Origin of the sequence: Fictibacillus nanhaiensis (assembly GCF_049537595.1) — a bacterium.
GTDB classification, from domain to species: domain Bacteria; phylum Bacillota; class Bacilli; order Bacillales; family Fictibacillaceae; genus Fictibacillus; species Fictibacillus nanhaiensis_F.
Window position 1 is genome coordinate 245,729 of sequence record NZ_JBMULM010000003.1, and the last position, 15,326, is coordinate 261,054.

The following is a 15,326-nucleotide window of genomic DNA, read 5'->3' on the forward strand; positions in this document are numbered from 1 at the left end:
TGCGCAGAGTAAGTGTACAAGTTACCTGTATTAAGCTTCCTTTAATTGTTCTTCCACAATTTCGAGAGGCTGTGTTTGTGTACGAAGCATGTGCATGAGATAGTTATCTTTTTCAATCTGATAAAGGTTATAGATATCCTGTCCTTGGTTTAACTGATCATAAACATCTTTTCTTGTTTCGTTGGCTAACGTCACATAAGGAATTTTTTCAGCTGCTTTTTGCGAACGAATATTTACTTTGCGAATACGCATAAAGATTGTGTGGATATCTTTCTCATAAAATAATTCAGAAAAGAAAGCTTCTTTTGCTAAAGAATTGTACCCTTTTCCAAAATAAGGCTGACCAATCCAAGTGCCAAGAAAGCCATAGCCATCTTGGACATCGAATAAATTAATGGTGCCGATTGGATTATGCCACTCATCCAAAATCGTTCTGGAAATAATGTTTCCTTGGTCTTCTTCCTCGATCGTTTGCTTCGTTAGAAATAGAAATTCTTCAAATGAAGCAGCTTTTTGACGCACAAAAGGGAAGACGTCTGGGTGCACCATTAAATTGTAAAGAACATGACTGTCTGATAAATCACGCTTTTTCAACAATTTAATCCCTCCTAGAGGGCAGAAGTATCCCCCACCCTCGAATTAAGAATAAAAATTAATTCGGGGTGGGAATCGAACCCACTAGGACCAGTCATAGCTGGTGGCGCACCAATTGCCTTCCCTTGCTTCAGTATTTAATTTATGAAGATAATGTTGTATTTGGTTATGGAGCGACTTTTAAAATGTTCCGGATTCGCTTAATCCGCATGTTGCTCTATTTGTATAATAAGACATTTTTTCAAAAAAGAAAATAGTTATTTTGTAGATTTTTTGTAAATTATTTCTCCATCGATCATGGTCAAAACAGGGGTAGCAGAAAAGTGGAACGGATGCTCAGTCCAGAGGGATAAATCGGCATCTTTTCCGGGCTCAATACTGCCTACTCGATCAGCGATTCCAAGGTTCTTTGCAGGAGCGATAGTGATACCTTCAAGCGCTTTTTTTTCACTCAATCCTTCTCTAACGGCAATTGCCGCACAAACGTTTAAATATTGAATCGGAATGTAAGGGTGATCGGTCGTAATTGAAACCTCAACATTATTTTCCGATAGTATGCGATACGTTTCCCACGATTTGTTCTTCAGTTCAATCTTGGACTTGCGCGTTAGTGTAGGACCAACACTGACTTTTAAATTTAAATCTTTGAATGAGTCCGCAATGAGATGCCCTTCTGTACAATGTTCAATACGAAAGTCTAAGTTGAATTCTTCAGCAAATCGGATAGCAGAAAGAATATCATCTGCACGGTGAGCATGAATTCGAACAGGAATCTCGCGGTTTAATGCGGCTGCGATCGGTGCAACACGCAAATTATCTTGGTAAGCTGAATCTTTTGCTTGATAAAAAGCTTCACGCAGCATACCCATAATGCCCATCCGAGTGATGGAATCATTATGACGTCCACTATGAATTCGTTTTGGATTTTCACCTAATGCGATTTTAAGACCAGCCGTTTCCTTTATGATCATTTTTCTAATATCGTGTCCATGCGTTTTAATGACAGAGGTCGTTCCACCGATAACATTTGCACTTCCAGGCATGATGTGTGCAGTCGTCACTCCAAAACGTACTGCATCCTTAAAGGCGATGTCTAGTGGATGACAGCCATCGATGGCACGAATATGGGGAGTAAGCACCTCGTGAGTCTCATTAGCATCATTTCCAGCCCATCCTGTTCCTTCGTCATATAAGCCTAGATGAGTGTGAACATCTATGAATCCAGGAAGAAGATGCAGATTTTCAGCTTGGATGATCTCCATATCAGCTGAAGCTTCTATATGCGTTTCGACAGCTACGATTTTACCGTTTTCAACTAGTACGTCGCCTTGCTGAAGTTCGCTGCTCGTTATTGGGTACACTTTCGCTTTTTGAATTAATGTTTTCATAATGTGTCACCTGATCGATTATTTTTAATATCATTGTAACAAATCATGTAAAGCCCCCTTTAAGTGTGGAAAGGAGAACGTATAGCCTATGTTTTGCGCTTTTTCTGGAAGTACCTGCTGTCCCTTTAGAATCAACATACTCATTTCTCCAAACATGATCTTAAAAGCTATAGAAGGAGCTGGAAGCCAATGAGGTCGGTGCATAACGTCACCTGTTACTTGACCGAATTCCTTCATCGTCACAGGATGTGGAGAGGTTACATTTACAGGACCTGAATAGTGTTCAATCTCTATAGCTTCTGTGATGAGTTTTGCTACGTCTTCCACATGCACCCAAGATACCCACTGATCACCAGAGCCCACCGTACCCCCTGCAAAAAAGCGATAAGGAAGGCTTAGCTGGGGAAGCACACCTCCGTCTTTACCTAATACAAGCCCGAATCGTGTGAACACCGTTCTGATGCCGAGAGCTTCTGCTTCTGATGCTTTCGTTTCCCATGCTCTAACAACTTCAGCTAGAAAGTCTGTGCCATGTTTGGCAGACCTTTCTGTGAACACTTCTGTTTCAGAAGTTCCATAATATCCAATTGCAGAAGCGTTTATCCAAACGGATGGTTTTTGGGGCATCTTCTCTACAAGCTTTAATAATTCTTCTGTTACTTTTAAACGGCTGTTTAAGATCGACTGTTTCTTTTCATCTGTCCATCTGCCATTTATGGATTCTCCAGCAAGGTTAACAACAGCATCGATCGGAGGCAGATCGGGTTCATCGTTTCCCATCCATTGTACATATTGAACGCCTTTTTTCTGAGATTGTTTATCTTTTCGGGTAAGTATATAGACCTCGTTTCCAAGCGATGTAAGGTGATTCGTCAAATAGCCACCAACGAAGCCTGTGCCTCCAGTAATTAGAGTTCTTTTCATGATAATCCACCTCTTTCCATTTTATTTATTTAAAAATTAAGAATATTTGTTATAATTCATCTTGTACATATTATTTTACACTATTGAGGAGGAAAGAAGACTTATGGAGCTCCAAAGAAATGTGCAAGCAAAAAAGAAGAATCCCTTTTTGAGAGCGCTGTTATGGATAGGTATTGCTTTAGCCGGGGGGATCGCCTTATCCATCATCGCACTCCAAAGAGACGAGAAGATCAATGCAATCTGGTTTGTAGTTGCTTCCTTGTGTACGTATGCCATTGCTTATCGCTTTTATGCTAGATTTATTGCTACAAAAATCTTCAGCCTTAATAAGAACAATGCAACACCTGCAGAAAGATATGCAGATGGTAAGGATTATGTACCGACAAACAAATGGGTTCTTTATGGACACCATTTTGCAGCGATCGCTGGTGCTGGTCCACTTGTAGGTCCAACATTAGCGGCACAGATGGGATATCTGCCTGGTACCATCTGGATTATTGTCGGAGCCGTTCTTGCCGGAGCTGTACAAGATTTTGTTATTTTAATTATTTCCATGAGACGCAGAGGTAAATCAATTGGTCAGATTGCTAAAGAAGAAATAGGACCAGTTGGTGGAATGCTAGCGCTAATCGGTGTTTTTGCTATTATGGTTATTTTAATTGCCGTTCTTGCACTAGTAGTTGTTAACGCACTTAAATCAAGCCCATGGGGTACATATACGATTGCTATGACCATTCCCATCGCTCTTTTCATGGGTGTGTATATGCGCTATTTACGCCCGGGACGAGTAGGGGAAGCATCCATAATTGGTTTTGTATTGTTGATTTTTGCTTTAGTCAGCGGCCAATGGGTTGCAGACTCTCCAACACTAGCACCTCTTTTTACATTTGATGGTGAGACTTTAGCTTGGATGTTGATCGTTTATGGTTTTCTTGCTTCCGTTCTTCCTGTTTGGATGCTCCTTGCTCCAAGAGACTATTTAAGTACGTTCCTAAAAGTAGGGGTAATCGGAATGATGGCACTCGGTATTCTAATCGTCATGCCTGAGATTCAAATGCCTGCTCTTACTAAATTTATTGATGGAACAGGTCCGGTATTTGCAGGAAACCTTTTTCCATTCTTGTTCATTACGATTGCTTGTGGAGCCATTTCTGGATTCCATGCGTTGATCTCATCAGGAACATCGCCTAAACTAATCGCGAACGAGCAGCATGCTCCTATGATCGGTTACGCAGGAATGTTAACAGAATCATTTGTAGCAATAATGGCGATGGTAGCGGCAACGCTTTTGACGCCTGGTATCTATTTTGCGATCAATTCCCCAGGTGCTGCGATCGGAACGGATGTCGCAACAGCTGCTACAACGATATCCTCTTGGGGGTTCACTGTATCAGCAGACGAGATTAATGAACTCGCTAAAAATGTAGATGAAGAATCGATTCTTTCTCGAACAGGTGGTGCTCCATCACTAGCTGTAGGGATCGCACAAATTTTCTCACAAGTTATCGGTGGGCCACAGTTGATGGCTTTCTGGTACCATTTTGCGATACTATTTGAAGCTGTATTCATTTTGACCACTATTGACGCAGGTACACGGGTAGGTAGGTTTATGCTTCAAGATCTTCTAGGGCAAATTTATAAACCTTTGCGAAAAACAGATTCTATGCCGGCTGTATATTTCACGAGTGCGTTAGTCGTTGCAGGCTGGGGTTATTTCTTAGTTGTTGGTGTAACGGATCCGTTAGGCGGCATCAATACCCTATGGCCATTGTTCGGAATCGTTAACCAAATGTTAGCGGCTATTGCCCTTATCGTGGCAACTACAGTTATTTTGAAGATGGGTAAGAAAAAGTTTGTATGGGTGACGTTAGTTCCCCTTGCTTGGTTGATGATCGTAACATTCTATGCGGCTTGGCAAAAGATTTTCTCTGATATTCCGAAAATCGGTTTCTTAAAGCAAGCAGAGGTCATGAAAGAAGCGATAGCGAGCGGCAACTTGCCAGCAACTGTACCTTCCATGGAAGCTGCTAAACAGCTGGTCTTCAACAATACGTTAAACGCTTATCTAACCGCGATCTTTATGCTGCTTATTCTAGGTGTACTGATTGATGCAATGCGCATCTGGTACAAAGCTGTTAAGAGTGAGAAGCCATTAGAAACGTCAGAAGAGCCATTTGTGCAAACAAAGCTTGGTGATGTATCGTGACGTTTCAAGCTGCTTGGAATTGGGTGAAAGATATCTTTCAGATCCTTTTATATATCGGAAAGGGAATCTCAAATCTGCCTGATTACCAAGCTTATGTGAAACATCTAAAAGAAAATCATCCTGATCGCACACCGCCAACTGAAAAAGAGTTTTTTGCAGAGTTGCTCGAAAATAAATATGGCGCAAATGCAAAACGCTGTTGATAAGCCTATATAAGTGCAGGTTGCACTTTCACCAAAAAAGCATTCTCTCCAAACGGGGAGGGTGCTTTTTTATGTGATGAATGGGTGAGTACGAGTCTATGAGGAGTGGTTTTTACGGTACGTGTTTTTATATTTATTACACGTTCACCGGTAAAGTGGGATTAACCAACTGTGATGTACTGAATTACACCTGAGATTGCCGCGTAAGCACCCGTGACTGCGCATTTTACACCTGAAAATCAGTTCTAACCGCCGATGCTCCTTAAATGTCCGTGTTTTATCTAACGGTAAGTGCTTGTTTTCGTTAACATTCTCATACAGATACAATTACATGGTTTATAGGCTGTTCAAACAGCATGAAGTCCATAAGATATGGTACACTATTTGGTGAAAGAAGGTGGGTAGATGGCTGTTATAACAAGGATTTCTGCTCAGCAAAAAAACGACGAACGATTTAATATTTTTATACAAAAAGGGTCAAAAGAAGAATTTGCATTTAGCGTAGACGCAGATGTATTAATAAAATTTTCACTTCAAAAAGGTATGGAGATCGATGAAGAAGAATGGGAATCCATCATTGAAGAAGATCAATATCGAAAAGCATTTAATAAAGCTCTTCACTATTTATCTTTTCGAATGCGAACTGCCCATGAGATCGAGGTATATCTAGAAAAGAAGGAAGTTCCTGAATCCACGATCAAACGAGTTCTGCAAAAACTTTCGGAGTATGATTTTGTGAATGACCAAACCTTTGCGAAATCACTCGTTAGAAGCCGGATGAACACATCCTTTAAAGGACCAGGAATGATTCGGCAGGAGCTGAAGAAAAAAGGAATCAGTGATCATAACACGGAAGAGGCTCTCGATCAGTTCAGTTATGAGGAGCAACTAGAAGCGAGTATTACATTTATTCAAAAACAATTTTCGAGCAGAAAGAAACGTTCTGAGAAAGAACAGAAGCAAAGGATTGCTCAGCAGCTTCAGCAAAAAGGCTATTCGTGGGAAGTGATTGAAATGGCATTTCAAGAAGCAAAGATCAGTCAATCTGCCGAAGATGAAAAAGAAGCCTTGCTGGCGCATGCTCGCAAGGCTCATCAAAAATATAAAAAGTATAGTGGCTTTGAATACGAGTCACGCATGAAGAAATTTCTATACAGCAAAGGCTTCGATTCTGGAGTAATTTCAGAACTTCTTAGCGGTGAAGAACTTAACGATCTATAAAGATCTCAGGTCTGTTGTCGTCCTGTTCAATGATTAGGGCAGCAACCTGTTCCGGAGACTTTAATCGAGAGCGATCTGCAATGTGATTAGAATCATCCCAGAAAGGGGTATCCATTCCGCCCATATAAACCGCTGTTGGATAGATATCAGTGCCATCCCATTCCTTGACGAGACTTTCTGTAAATCCTCTAACGGCAAATTTAGAAGCACAATAAACAGATTCATTTACCTTTCCGCGTAAACCGGCTGTGGAAATGATGTTCATTACCTTGCCGAAGCCTTGCTTTTTAAACAGCTGTAAAGCAAGCTTAGTTGGAAAAATGGTGCCGTAAACATTCGTTTCGAGCATTTGTGTTATATCTGTTTTTGTTAAGTCTTCAAGCGGCTCAAATACACCCATACCTGCATTGTTGATCAAAGCGTGAACGTTCTCACTTTGGAAGATGGATTGAAGCATGGATTCGGTTTTTGCGTAATCGGTAACATCACAAACTTTATACGATACTTTGTTTTCGCTGTGAGCGAATGATTGAACAGCTTGCTCTAATTTTTGCTCATTGCGGCCAACGAGATATACGTTGTACGTTTTATTATATTCGCGGGCTAGTGCGAGTCCTAAGCCAGAACCGCCGCCCGTAATAATGACAGTCTTATTCAAAGTTACCACTCCTATGTAGTTAGTTCTTAAGCATATATAGGGTACAGAAAAGAAAGGGAGTAATCAAATGGAAAAAAGATTCAGCGAGATGACAGAAGTTGAAATTAAAGGCGAAATTGCTTCCCTTCGAGCAAAAGCACAAAAAGCAGAACAAATGGGCATGGTAAGTGAGTACGCCGTTTATGAACGTAAGATCGCGATGGGTAAATGCTATCTGATGGACCCGTCAACGATCGAAAGCGGGAAAGAATACGGAATTCAAGGAGATCCGGGTTCGACTTTTTCTGTGCTGTACCTAAATGGTATTTTTGCCTGGGGTTACAAAAATAAACAAAGTGCACTCGAAGCTCTGCCGATTTCAGTGCTTGAATAATTTTGAAGGCTCTTTTCTTTGTGTTTTGTTCAAAGCTTCTTTGCCGTTGATTGGAGTGTAAGGTGCGAGACTCCTGGGGGATTAGCGGGACAGGTGAGACACCTAAGGTCGCAAGGCGATGAGGTGGCTCACCGCACGCCCCCCGGAAAGCGAGCATCTGAAACGCAAATTAACCACTGTAAGTCTTTTTGAACCAAGAAACAAAATAAAGAAGCGGTACAGGACCGCTCCTTTATTCGTCACTATGAACGCTTACGTGTTTGAATTTCAAGCACATAGTTATTTAATGCTTGCTGGGTCTCCCCGTTCACTTGGTTGTACGCATGCTTCGAATTGGCACGCGGTGAGTGAAAGGGGTCAGAATATTTACCGTTAAATCGCGTTGATGAGAAGTAATCTTTCTTGTTCAACTGATTCACCCCCCAGAATGAAATTCATAACCGCAAGAGTTACTGATCATCTCGGTGTTGATTGGATAAAAACATTCGTTCCTGCGGATGGTCACGAATGGATCCATCTGGCCGTTTAGAAGAGAATTCTTCTTTTGATCTCGGCTCACCTGAGAAGGAGATCCGATTAGGGAAGTTTTTTGATTTATTGCGCATGTGATTACCTCCTTGTTATCGGTTCTCAACTAGTATGAAACGTGAGAGAACCCTTTATGTGACGGGGGTTTCTTTAAAATTTGGATAAGGAGGGAGAATAATGGAAGAGCGTTTTGACAGATTGGCGAAACTACTGCAAAAAAAGAACCCAGCCCTTACAAATCAAGAAGCAAGGGAATGGGTGGAAGGATTATGGGAAGATTTTGAGTCTACTCGAGCGAAAGCGGGATGGGAATATGAAGGACAAGAGGTTACTGAAAAAATGGTAACACAGTTGATTACTTCATATGGCCATAAGCTTCATGAGTATTTTTCAAACAATCCTAAATTTCAGCGTTTCGTAAAAAAAGACGGGCCTATTCAATAAGCCCGTCTTCTTCCTATTCATTATTGTTGATAAGGTCGAGCGGTGATAACTCCATCTTCTTTTTCAGACGGTCTTCAGAATATACCCAGCCTGTAAAAGAAGTAATGATGTTCAAGTTCTCATCTAACTGTACCATCGCGACAAAAGGATAGTGCCCTTTACTTCTATACCTGAGGTCAATAAATTGAACGAGATGACCGTGGTCATTTTTTTCGACTTCCCACCTGTGTACAGGGGAGAAAGAGAGAAAGGCAGATATGTTTTTGTCCTTTTTCGCTGCATCGATCAATTTCGTTTTCGGAACAGCTAGACGATCGAAAGTATCCCAAACCGTTACTTTTCCATTTTTTAAACCGGCTACGAAGAATTCGTGCTTCGATTTTATGGCTAGATGGTACTGTCCCCAGCGAATGGTCGGGCTGGCATAGATCTCTTCTGCTTCTGGAATCTTTTTCAGCACGATCTTGTTCACGCGCTGTCTGGATATGATCCGAATGATGTAATAAACAACGAGTATGCTGTACACCGTGAGAAACGTGTATCCGGGATCAACACCTATATACCAGAGCAGCAGGCCTCCGATATGCAAGAAGAAGATAAAAGGATCAAAGATACTGATGACACCAAGCGCGATCCATTTCTTTGAAATCGGATATAGGGCCTGTGTGCCGTAAGCATTAAAGATATCAACGAATACATGAAGGAAAACAGCAATTGCTGTCCATAATAAAAGCTTTCCGTTATCTGCTTCTGGAACAAATAACGAGATAGCCCCAAATAAGAGCAGTGGCCATATTACGAGTGCCGGCAATGAATGTGTAAGGCCTCTGTGATTGCGGATGTATACCGCATTATTTTTTAGTTTGAGTACGGTGTCAAAGTCGGGTGCTTGGGAACCAATTAAAGTCCCAGCAAGAATAGCTTGGGAGGTTATTGGATCATTTGCAATTGCAGGGTCTAGCATCGCTAAACCACCTAACCCGAGCCCCATTACAATATGTGTGCCTGTATCCAAGGCGATCACCTCCTATGTAGGAATGGAGTGAAAAGAATATGTTAACGGTTTTTATGGAGTATAAAATAAGTCCAGATTTCATTCAATTGTATGAGTCTCAAATGGATTCTGTCATCAATGAGCTTAAAGCTTGTGGTGCTTCTGATATTCAATGGTACAGAGCAGCAGATCAGCCTTCATTATATGTTGAATGTTTCCAAGTTAACGATCAAGCATCATATGATACGATTAAAAAAAATCGAACTTCTCTACAGCATCCTGTTTTTTCAATCCTTGACGAATGTGTAACAGGAGGATTAGAAAAAATCCATTGCTGGGCGTTTGAAAAGCTAAACACAAAGGAAGATCTGTAAATTGAAGACAACAAGTAATAGTATATTTTCCCTCAATGCTTCATATGTGAAACAATTTCAAGACCATTTGTTAACTTGGTATAACGAGAACAAACGAACGTTGCCTTGGAGAGAAAATCAAGATCCTTACCGTGTCTGGGTCTCTGAGATTATGCTTCAACAAACGAGAGTAGACACGGTCATTCCTTATTTTGAACGATTTACTCAACTGTTCCCAACGCTCCAAGACCTCGCTTACGCGGATGAAGAAAAAGTCTTAAAAGCATGGGAGGGTCTAGGTTATTATTCCCGAGTTCGAAACTTACAAACCGCAGTAAAAGAAGTATGCGAATCTTATGGAGGAAAAGTACCGAATACGCCAAAAGAAATCGCTGGATTAAAGGGAGTTGGCCCTTATACAGCAGGAGCAGTCCTTAGTATTGCGTACGGTATTCCAGAGCCAGCAGTTGATGGTAATGTTATGCGTGTTTTATCCAGAATTCTATTGATCGAAGAAGATATCAGCAAACCAAAAACGCGTGTACTTTTTGAAAAAGCAGTAAGGGAGCTGATCTCACACGATGATCCATCTTCTTTTAATCAAGCATTAATGGAGTTAGGTGCTCTCATATGCACGCCGAAATCACCAGCTTGCTTATTATGTCCGATGCGAGAATTATGCAGAGGGTTTGAGAGTGGAAGACAAGCCGAACTTCCTGTAAAGTTAGGAAAAACAAAAGTTCGTAAAGCGAAGATGACTGCAGGTGTTCTGTTAAATCATGATGGGAAAATTCTTATTCACAAAAGACCATCTGAAGGCTTGCTTGCTAACATGTGGGAATTTCCGAATACTGAGTATGTTGGGGAGCACAAAGATGCAGAGATTGACGCATTGGTTGGCTATGTACAAGAACAGACGAACTTTGGAGCGGTTGTAGAGGAAAAAGCAGGATATATTGAGCATGTGTTTTCTCACTTAAAATGGGAAATTCAAATATGGCAGGGTAAAATTGAAAGTGAAGATGATCTGGAACAGTTGCCTGCCGATTGGAAATGGGTCTCTGTAGATGAACTTGAAAATTATCCATTTCCTGTCTCGCATCAAAAAATCATTCGGCTCATCAAGGAGGCGTTAATCGTATGAATTTAGATCTTGAAGGTAAAGTTGTGCTTGTTACAGGTGGATCGAAAGGGATCGGCCAAGGTATCGCCCATGCCTTTTTAGAAGAAGGTGCAAGAGTAGGGATCGTCGGTCGTAACTTAGCTGATCTGGAAGCTGCTCAAAAAGAAGGCATTGAAATTTTCCAGGGTGATGTAACGATTGCTGAGGATCGTGAACGAGTGATGGATGAGTTCGTTACGAACTTTGGAACAATTGATGTTTTGGTTAACAATGCGGGTGGGAGCAATGGTTCTTCTGTTATGGAGACAAGCATCGAGCAGTTTGAAGAAGCCATGCATTTGAACTTTCTTTCAGCTGTTGATTTGAGTAAGAGAGCGGCAGCAATCATGACCGGAAAGTCAGACGGCGGAGCTATTATTAATATTTCCTCTATTTTTGGCCGGGAATCTGGTGGTAAGCCTACTTACAATGCGAGTAAGGCAGCGATGATTTCCTTCACAAAATCATTTGGTGACGAAATGATTAAAAAGGGGATTCGGGTAAACGGCGTTGCCCCTGGATCGATCTTGCATGAAACAGGAAATTGGAAAAAAAGATTGGAACAGAATCCAGATCAAATCAATTCATTTGTAGAAGAACATATTTCTGCAGGACGATTTGGGACAGTTGAAGAAGTAGCCGACGTTGTGGTTTTTTTAGCCTCTAAAAAGGCATCATGGGTCGTTGGAAGTACGCTGAACGTAGATGGTGGACAGTCTTATAGTAATTTTTAATATTTTTTGAATAAAACAAGCCCCTGCTGAGAGTAGGGGCTGTTTTTGGTGCTCGTCCAGCGGCTGTTAGGCATGCTGGACGAGCGATTCCCAGGGTTTATGAGCGATTCCCAGGGTTTATGAGCGATTCCCAGGGTTTATGAGCGATTCCCAGGGTTTATGAGCGATTCCCGACAATCAGGAATTCAATCGTACTTAACCTCAGTCCCATGCGTCCAATCGGCTTCATCACGTTTCATACCGCCTCTTGCTTCGATCTCTTTAATGATCTCGCGGTGCATGCTTGTACCTTCTTCGTTTAAATAAGGGGCTACCTGCTGCAAGGAGTGATGAAAATAAGCCAGTTCTGCATCTTTCCAATCGGTCTTACTCGTCATACTCAATTCTGTCATATCTCTTCCTACATACATGTGTCGTACCTCCTTTATTAAGAAATAGTTATTCATTCATTTATCCCCTATATCTCAATGTTTTAATACTGGAAATATCTAATAAAAAAAATGCTTATAAAAAAGCATGACCTCGGGTAAATTATATTTCGTGGAGGTGAAAAACATGGACAAACAACAAAAACAACAACAACAACAAGCTCGTCAAAAGCAACAAAACGCTCAACAACAAGCTGGTCAATCTTACGGGACTGAATTTGCTAGCGAAACTAACGCTCAAGAAGTTCGCCAACAAAACCAACAGTCTCAACAAGGTAAAAACCAACAACAAAAATAACCTCTATCCAGGAATGCTCCCTAATCACTAGGGAGCATTTTTTGGTTTTCTTCATTTTTTATCAGGTATGCAAACGAAGTACATACGTTTTCTAAACAAGACCGATGGGAATACTAGTGACGAGTGGAATTATTTGAAAAAAGGCGCTTTTATGAAAAAAACAGGGACAAGTACATTTCCAAACTATTCTTAAAACGATATAATAAAGAAGAGAAAAAAAGCGTGTGTAATGAAAGAAAGTAATGATCGGGAATCAAAACTTGAAAAAAATGAAGAACGAGGTTTATTAATGGAGCTGGTGAATTACCGACAATTGGTTAAAGAGGAAGGAGAATTAACAATTCAATAGGTAACATTAGCTTCCGGAACTCGGGCAGAAAGGAGAGAGAGATGAGTTTTCCTGCAACCGGAAGTATAATCAATATTCAAAGCTATAAACATAACGGTTATCTTCATAGAAATTGGGAAGATACGGTTATTTTAAAAGGGACTCCTAGTCAGGTGATTTGCGGTAACGACCGGATTCTTGTTACTGAATCTGACGGGCGTCAATGGCGCACGAGGGAACCGGCCATTTGCTATTTTAACGCGAAGCAATGGTTTAACGTGATCGGAATGATACGAGAAGACGGGATTTATTACTATTGCAACCTAGGCTCACCATTCATGTGGGACAAGGAAGCCCTGAAATATATTGATTACGATCTTGATATAAAGGTATTTCCAGACGGAACTTATATCTTATTGGATGAAGATGAATATGAGCTGCACAAAAGAATGATGAGGTATCCGAGTCAGCTTGATACGATCATTAAGAAGAACCTTCAAGAATTAATTTTGATGGTTACACAAAAAAAGGGACCGTTCGAACCTGGATTTGTGGAACAATGGTATGAAAGATATTTAGAATTCCGATAAAAAGGAAAACCTGTTGAAGAGTCAACAGGTTATCCTTTTTTTATCTTTGGTTAACTTGGCGTTTGCCAAGTTTTCTTTTTATGAAGGAAAGAATGGTGAAATTGAAATGGATAGTATTAAACGTTATTTGATATTCGTAAAACCGTACAAGTGGCAAATTTTTTGGACGATTGTAATCGGCTTAGCTAAGTTTGGAATTCCGTTATTAACGCCACTGATTTTAAAATATGTTGTAGACGACATCATTCAAGTGTCATTGCCGGTAGATGAAAAATTAAACAAACTATACTGGCTCATGGCAGGAGCTGCCCTCATATTTGTAGTGCTTCGTCCACCGATTGAGTATTGGAGACAGTATTATGCCCAATGGGTAGGAACAAAGGTTTTATATGACATTCGTGACAAGATGTTTGACCATATACAACGCTTGAGCCTGCGTTTTTATTCGAACAACAAATCGGGTGAAGTGATTTCGAGAGTGATCCATGATGTTGAGCAAACCAAAACGTTTGTCATTACTGGTCTAATGAATGTATGGCTAGATATGGCCACGATTATTATTGCCGCTGCCATCATGTTCTCTATGGATTTCTGGCTGACTGTCGTTGCCCTTTCTATGCTGCCAGTCTACGGATTCTCGGTAAAATTCTTTTATGCCCGACTTCGTCAACTAACGAAAGACCGTTCACAAGCTCTAGCTGAAGTACAAGGCCACCTGCATGAACGCGTTCAAGGTATGTCAGTGATCCGAAGTTTTGCACTTGAAGACCATGAGCAGGTACAGTTCGATAAACGAAATCGAAATTTCTTAGACCGTGCAATGGATCATACAAAATGGAACGCGAAAACATTCTCGGTCGTAAATACCGTAACAGACATTGCACCACTTCTTGTCATTGGGTTTGCTGCGTATCAAGGTATTCAAGGAAACATTACAATCGGAGCGCTAGTGGCTTTTGTTGCATATATGGATAGATTATATAATCCACTGAGACGATTAGTGAATTCATCTACAACACTTACACAATCGATTGCGTCTATGGACCGGATGTTTGAGTTTTTAGATGAGTCTTATGATATTGAAGACTCTCCTCATGCTAAGCCGTTAGAATCTGTAAAAGGGAAGCTTGATTTCGAAAATGTTTCGTTCACTTATAACGAGGAAGAAGCTGATGTGTTACATAATGTTTCCTTATCGGTTGAAGCAGGTGAAACGATTGCTCTAGTGGGGATGAGCGGAGGCGGTAAATCTTCGTTGATCAGTTTGATTCCACGTTTTTATGATGTTTCAGAAGGAAGCATCAAGCTGGATGGAACAGATATCCGTGATTTTAAAGTGCGCTCACTAAGAGATAACATCGGTATGGTTCTTCAAGATAATATTCTTTTTAGTGAATCCGTTCGAGCGAATATTCTTATGGGTAATCCAGAGGCTTCTGATGAAGAGATGATTGCGGCTGCAAAAGCGGCTAATGCACATGAATTTATAATGAACTTACCTGAAGGCTATGACACGAAGATCGGTGAACGCGGAGTGAAGCTATCTGGTGGTCAGAAGCAGCGTGTGGCTATTTCGCGTGTCTTTTTAAAAAATCCACCGCTTCTTATCCTAGATGAAGCAACTTCAGCACTAGACCTTGAAAGTGAACATCTGATTCAAGAAGCTTTAGAAAAACTTGCAAAAGACCGGACAACGTTCATTGTGGCTCACCGACTTTCCACCATAACTCATGCAGATCGAATCATCGTGATCGATCACGGCAGAATCGTAGAGATCGGCAACCATAAAAAATTAATGGAAAAACAAGGCGCTTATTACGACCTTTTCATGGTACAACAATTAAATTAAATCGGTTAAAGACTGGCAGAAATGCTGGTCTTTTTTTGTTTAAAGACAGGT

The 15,326-nt window shown here is 40.9% G+C and carries 19 protein-coding genes; 11 read left to right on the forward strand and 8 right to left on the reverse strand.

The window, feature by feature from the left end; all coding sequences use genetic code 11:
* Window positions 1-30: 30 nt before the first annotated feature.
* The 3 genes from ACOZ9X_RS16580 to ACOZ9X_RS16590 all read right to left on the reverse strand — a co-directional run bounded on the left by ACOZ9X_RS16580 (window position 31) and on the right by ACOZ9X_RS16590 (window position 2,906).
* Window positions 31-597 carry a GNAT family N-acetyltransferase gene (locus ACOZ9X_RS16580; protein WP_066391109.1) on the reverse strand — a complete coding sequence of 189 codons (567 nt, stop codon included), beginning with the start codon at window positions 595-597 and terminating at the stop codon, window positions 31-33.
* Window positions 598-851: 254 nt separating this feature from the next.
* Window positions 852-1,982 (reverse strand): amidohydrolase, encoded by a 1,131-nt coding sequence (locus ACOZ9X_RS16585; protein WP_423419163.1) that lies wholly within the window; start codon window positions 1,980-1,982, stop codon window positions 852-854.
* A 30-nt stretch (window positions 1,983-2,012) separates the two neighbouring features.
* Complete coding sequence (locus ACOZ9X_RS16590; protein ID WP_423419164.1) at window positions 2,013-2,906, reverse strand: TIGR01777 family oxidoreductase; 894 nt, start codon at window positions 2,904-2,906, stop codon at window positions 2,013-2,015.
* 103 nt (window positions 2,907-3,009) lie between these two features.
* Here ACOZ9X_RS16590 and ACOZ9X_RS16595 point away from each other — a divergent pair, with 103 nt between their 5' ends.
* From ACOZ9X_RS16595 to recX, 3 genes are all read left to right on the forward strand, one after another.
* Window positions 3,010-5,112, forward strand: a complete 2,103-nt coding sequence (locus ACOZ9X_RS16595; RefSeq protein WP_423419165.1) for a carbon starvation CstA family protein — start codon at window positions 3,010-3,012, stop codon at window positions 5,110-5,112.
* Complete coding sequence (locus ACOZ9X_RS16600) at window positions 5,109-5,315, forward strand: YbdD/YjiX family protein (RefSeq protein WP_423419166.1); 207 nt, start codon at window positions 5,109-5,111, stop codon at window positions 5,313-5,315. The genes ACOZ9X_RS16595 and ACOZ9X_RS16600 overlap by 4 nt, the downstream gene beginning before the upstream one ends.
* A 405-nt stretch (window positions 5,316-5,720) precedes the next feature.
* On the forward strand, window positions 5,721-6,536 hold the full coding sequence (gene recX, locus ACOZ9X_RS16605; RefSeq protein WP_423419167.1) for a recombination regulator RecX: 816 nt from the start codon (window positions 5,721-5,723) through the stop codon (window positions 6,534-6,536).
* Here recX and ACOZ9X_RS16610 read toward each other — a convergent pair.
* Entirely contained in the window at window positions 6,523-7,194 is a 672-nt protein-coding gene (locus ACOZ9X_RS16610) for an SDR family NAD(P)-dependent oxidoreductase (protein WP_423419168.1), read from the reverse strand. The two genes, recX and ACOZ9X_RS16610, sit on opposite strands and share 14 nt — an antisense overlap.
* 67 nt (window positions 7,195-7,261) lie before the next feature.
* On the opposite strand from ACOZ9X_RS16610, the gene ACOZ9X_RS16615 reads away from it, so the two are divergent.
* Window positions 7,262-7,567: a YfhH family protein gene (locus ACOZ9X_RS16615; RefSeq protein ID WP_137791576.1), complete on the forward strand. Its 306-nt coding sequence runs from the start codon at window positions 7,262-7,264 to the stop codon at window positions 7,565-7,567.
* Window positions 7,568-7,809: 242 nt separating this feature from the next.
* On the opposite strand, the gene ACOZ9X_RS16620 is transcribed toward ACOZ9X_RS16615, so the two are convergent.
* Window positions 7,810-7,986: a YpzG family protein gene (locus tag ACOZ9X_RS16620; protein WP_370568716.1), complete on the reverse strand. Its 177-nt coding sequence runs from the start codon at window positions 7,984-7,986 to the stop codon at window positions 7,810-7,812.
* Window positions 7,987-8,016: 30 nt separating this feature from the next.
* Window positions 8,017-8,172, reverse strand: coding sequence for a small, acid-soluble spore protein K (gene sspK / locus ACOZ9X_RS16625; protein WP_066242730.1), 156 nt, complete (start codon window positions 8,170-8,172; stop codon window positions 8,017-8,019).
* A 100-nt stretch (window positions 8,173-8,272) separates the two neighbouring features.
* Here sspK and ACOZ9X_RS16630 point away from each other — a divergent pair, with 100 nt between their 5' ends.
* Window positions 8,273-8,539 (forward strand): YfhJ family protein, encoded by a 267-nt coding sequence (locus ACOZ9X_RS16630; protein ID WP_144703885.1) that lies wholly within the window; start codon window positions 8,273-8,275, stop codon window positions 8,537-8,539.
* A gap of 13 nt (window positions 8,540-8,552) precedes the next feature.
* On the opposite strand, the gene ACOZ9X_RS16635 is transcribed toward ACOZ9X_RS16630, so the two are convergent.
* Window positions 8,553-9,554 (reverse strand): metal-dependent hydrolase, encoded by a 1,002-nt coding sequence (locus ACOZ9X_RS16635; RefSeq protein WP_423419169.1) that lies wholly within the window; start codon window positions 9,552-9,554, stop codon window positions 8,553-8,555.
* 38 nt (window positions 9,555-9,592) lie between these two features.
* Between ACOZ9X_RS16635 and ACOZ9X_RS16640 the strand changes: the two genes are divergently transcribed.
* Genes ACOZ9X_RS16640 through ACOZ9X_RS16650 form a run of 3 tightly spaced genes read left to right on the forward strand, consistent with a single transcriptional unit; the run spans window position 9,593 to window position 11,782 of the window.
* Window positions 9,593-9,907: a hypothetical protein gene (locus tag ACOZ9X_RS16640; protein ID WP_423419170.1), complete on the forward strand. Its 315-nt coding sequence runs from the start codon at window positions 9,593-9,595 to the stop codon at window positions 9,905-9,907.
* Window position 9,908: 1 nt separating this feature from the next.
* On the forward strand, window positions 9,909-11,030 hold the full coding sequence (gene mutY, locus ACOZ9X_RS16645; protein WP_423419171.1) for an A/G-specific adenine glycosylase: 1,122 nt from the start codon (window positions 9,909-9,911) through the stop codon (window positions 11,028-11,030).
* Complete coding sequence (locus ACOZ9X_RS16650; protein ID WP_423419172.1) at window positions 11,027-11,782, forward strand: SDR family NAD(P)-dependent oxidoreductase; 756 nt, start codon at window positions 11,027-11,029, stop codon at window positions 11,780-11,782. The genes mutY and ACOZ9X_RS16650 overlap by 4 nt, the downstream gene beginning before the upstream one ends.
* 185 nt (window positions 11,783-11,967) lie before the next feature.
* Here the strand turns inward: ACOZ9X_RS16650 and ACOZ9X_RS16655 are convergent, their stop codons facing one another.
* Window positions 11,968-12,192, reverse strand: a complete 225-nt coding sequence (locus ACOZ9X_RS16655; RefSeq protein ID WP_153238266.1) for a hypothetical protein — start codon at window positions 12,190-12,192, stop codon at window positions 11,968-11,970.
* A 145-nt stretch (window positions 12,193-12,337) separates the two neighbouring features.
* Here ACOZ9X_RS16655 and ACOZ9X_RS16660 point away from each other — a divergent pair, with 145 nt between their 5' ends.
* The 3 genes from ACOZ9X_RS16660 to ACOZ9X_RS16670 all read left to right on the forward strand — a co-directional run bounded on the left by ACOZ9X_RS16660 (window position 12,338) and on the right by ACOZ9X_RS16670 (window position 15,275).
* Window positions 12,338-12,508 carry a gamma-type small acid-soluble spore protein gene (locus tag ACOZ9X_RS16660; RefSeq protein ID WP_198769073.1) on the forward strand — a complete coding sequence of 57 codons (171 nt, stop codon included), beginning with the start codon at window positions 12,338-12,340 and terminating at the stop codon, window positions 12,506-12,508.
* Between the two features lie 390 nt (window positions 12,509-12,898).
* Window positions 12,899-13,426, forward strand: coding sequence for a nucleoside tri-diphosphate phosphatase (ntdP, locus tag ACOZ9X_RS16665; protein WP_066242704.1), 528 nt, complete (start codon window positions 12,899-12,901; stop codon window positions 13,424-13,426).
* Between the two features lie 106 nt (window positions 13,427-13,532).
* Window positions 13,533-15,275 (forward strand): ABC transporter ATP-binding protein, encoded by a 1,743-nt coding sequence (locus ACOZ9X_RS16670; RefSeq protein WP_423419173.1) that lies wholly within the window; start codon window positions 13,533-13,535, stop codon window positions 15,273-15,275.
* The last annotated feature ends 51 nt before the right edge of the window (window positions 15,276-15,326 follow it).

Coding starts and splice junctions, on each gene's coding strand:
- ACOZ9X_RS16585 (WP_423419163.1), bottom strand. CDS start 1,982: ATGAAAACATTAATTCAAAAAGCGAAAGTGTACCCAATAACGAGCAGC.
- ACOZ9X_RS16590 (WP_423419164.1), bottom strand. CDS start 2,906: ATGAAAAGAACTCTAATTACTGGAGGCACAGGCTTCGTTGGTGGCTAT.
- ACOZ9X_RS16595 (WP_423419165.1), top strand. CDS start 3,010: ATGGAGCTCCAAAGAAATGTGCAAGCAAAAAAGAAGAATCCCTTTTTG.
- recX (WP_423419167.1), top strand. CDS start 5,721: ATGGCTGTTATAACAAGGATTTCTGCTCAGCAAAAAAACGACGAACGA.
- ACOZ9X_RS16615 (WP_137791576.1), top strand. CDS start 7,262: ATGGAAAAAAGATTCAGCGAGATGACAGAAGTTGAAATTAAAGGCGAA.
- sspK (WP_066242730.1), bottom strand. CDS start 8,172: ATGCGCAATAAATCAAAAAACTTCCCTAATCGGATCTCCTTCTCAGGT.
- ACOZ9X_RS16630 (WP_144703885.1), top strand. CDS start 8,273: ATGGAAGAGCGTTTTGACAGATTGGCGAAACTACTGCAAAAAAAGAAC.
- ACOZ9X_RS16640 (WP_423419170.1), top strand. CDS start 9,593: ATGTTAACGGTTTTTATGGAGTATAAAATAAGTCCAGATTTCATTCAA.
- ACOZ9X_RS16650 (WP_423419172.1), top strand. CDS start 11,027: ATGAATTTAGATCTTGAAGGTAAAGTTGTGCTTGTTACAGGTGGATCG.
- ACOZ9X_RS16655 (WP_153238266.1), bottom strand. CDS start 12,192: ATGTATGTAGGAAGAGATATGACAGAATTGAGTATGACGAGTAAGACC.
- ACOZ9X_RS16660 (WP_198769073.1), top strand. CDS start 12,338: ATGGACAAACAACAAAAACAACAACAACAACAAGCTCGTCAAAAGCAA.
- ntdP (WP_066242704.1), top strand. CDS start 12,899: ATGAGTTTTCCTGCAACCGGAAGTATAATCAATATTCAAAGCTATAAA.
- ACOZ9X_RS16670 (WP_423419173.1), top strand. CDS start 13,533: ATGGATAGTATTAAACGTTATTTGATATTCGTAAAACCGTACAAGTGG.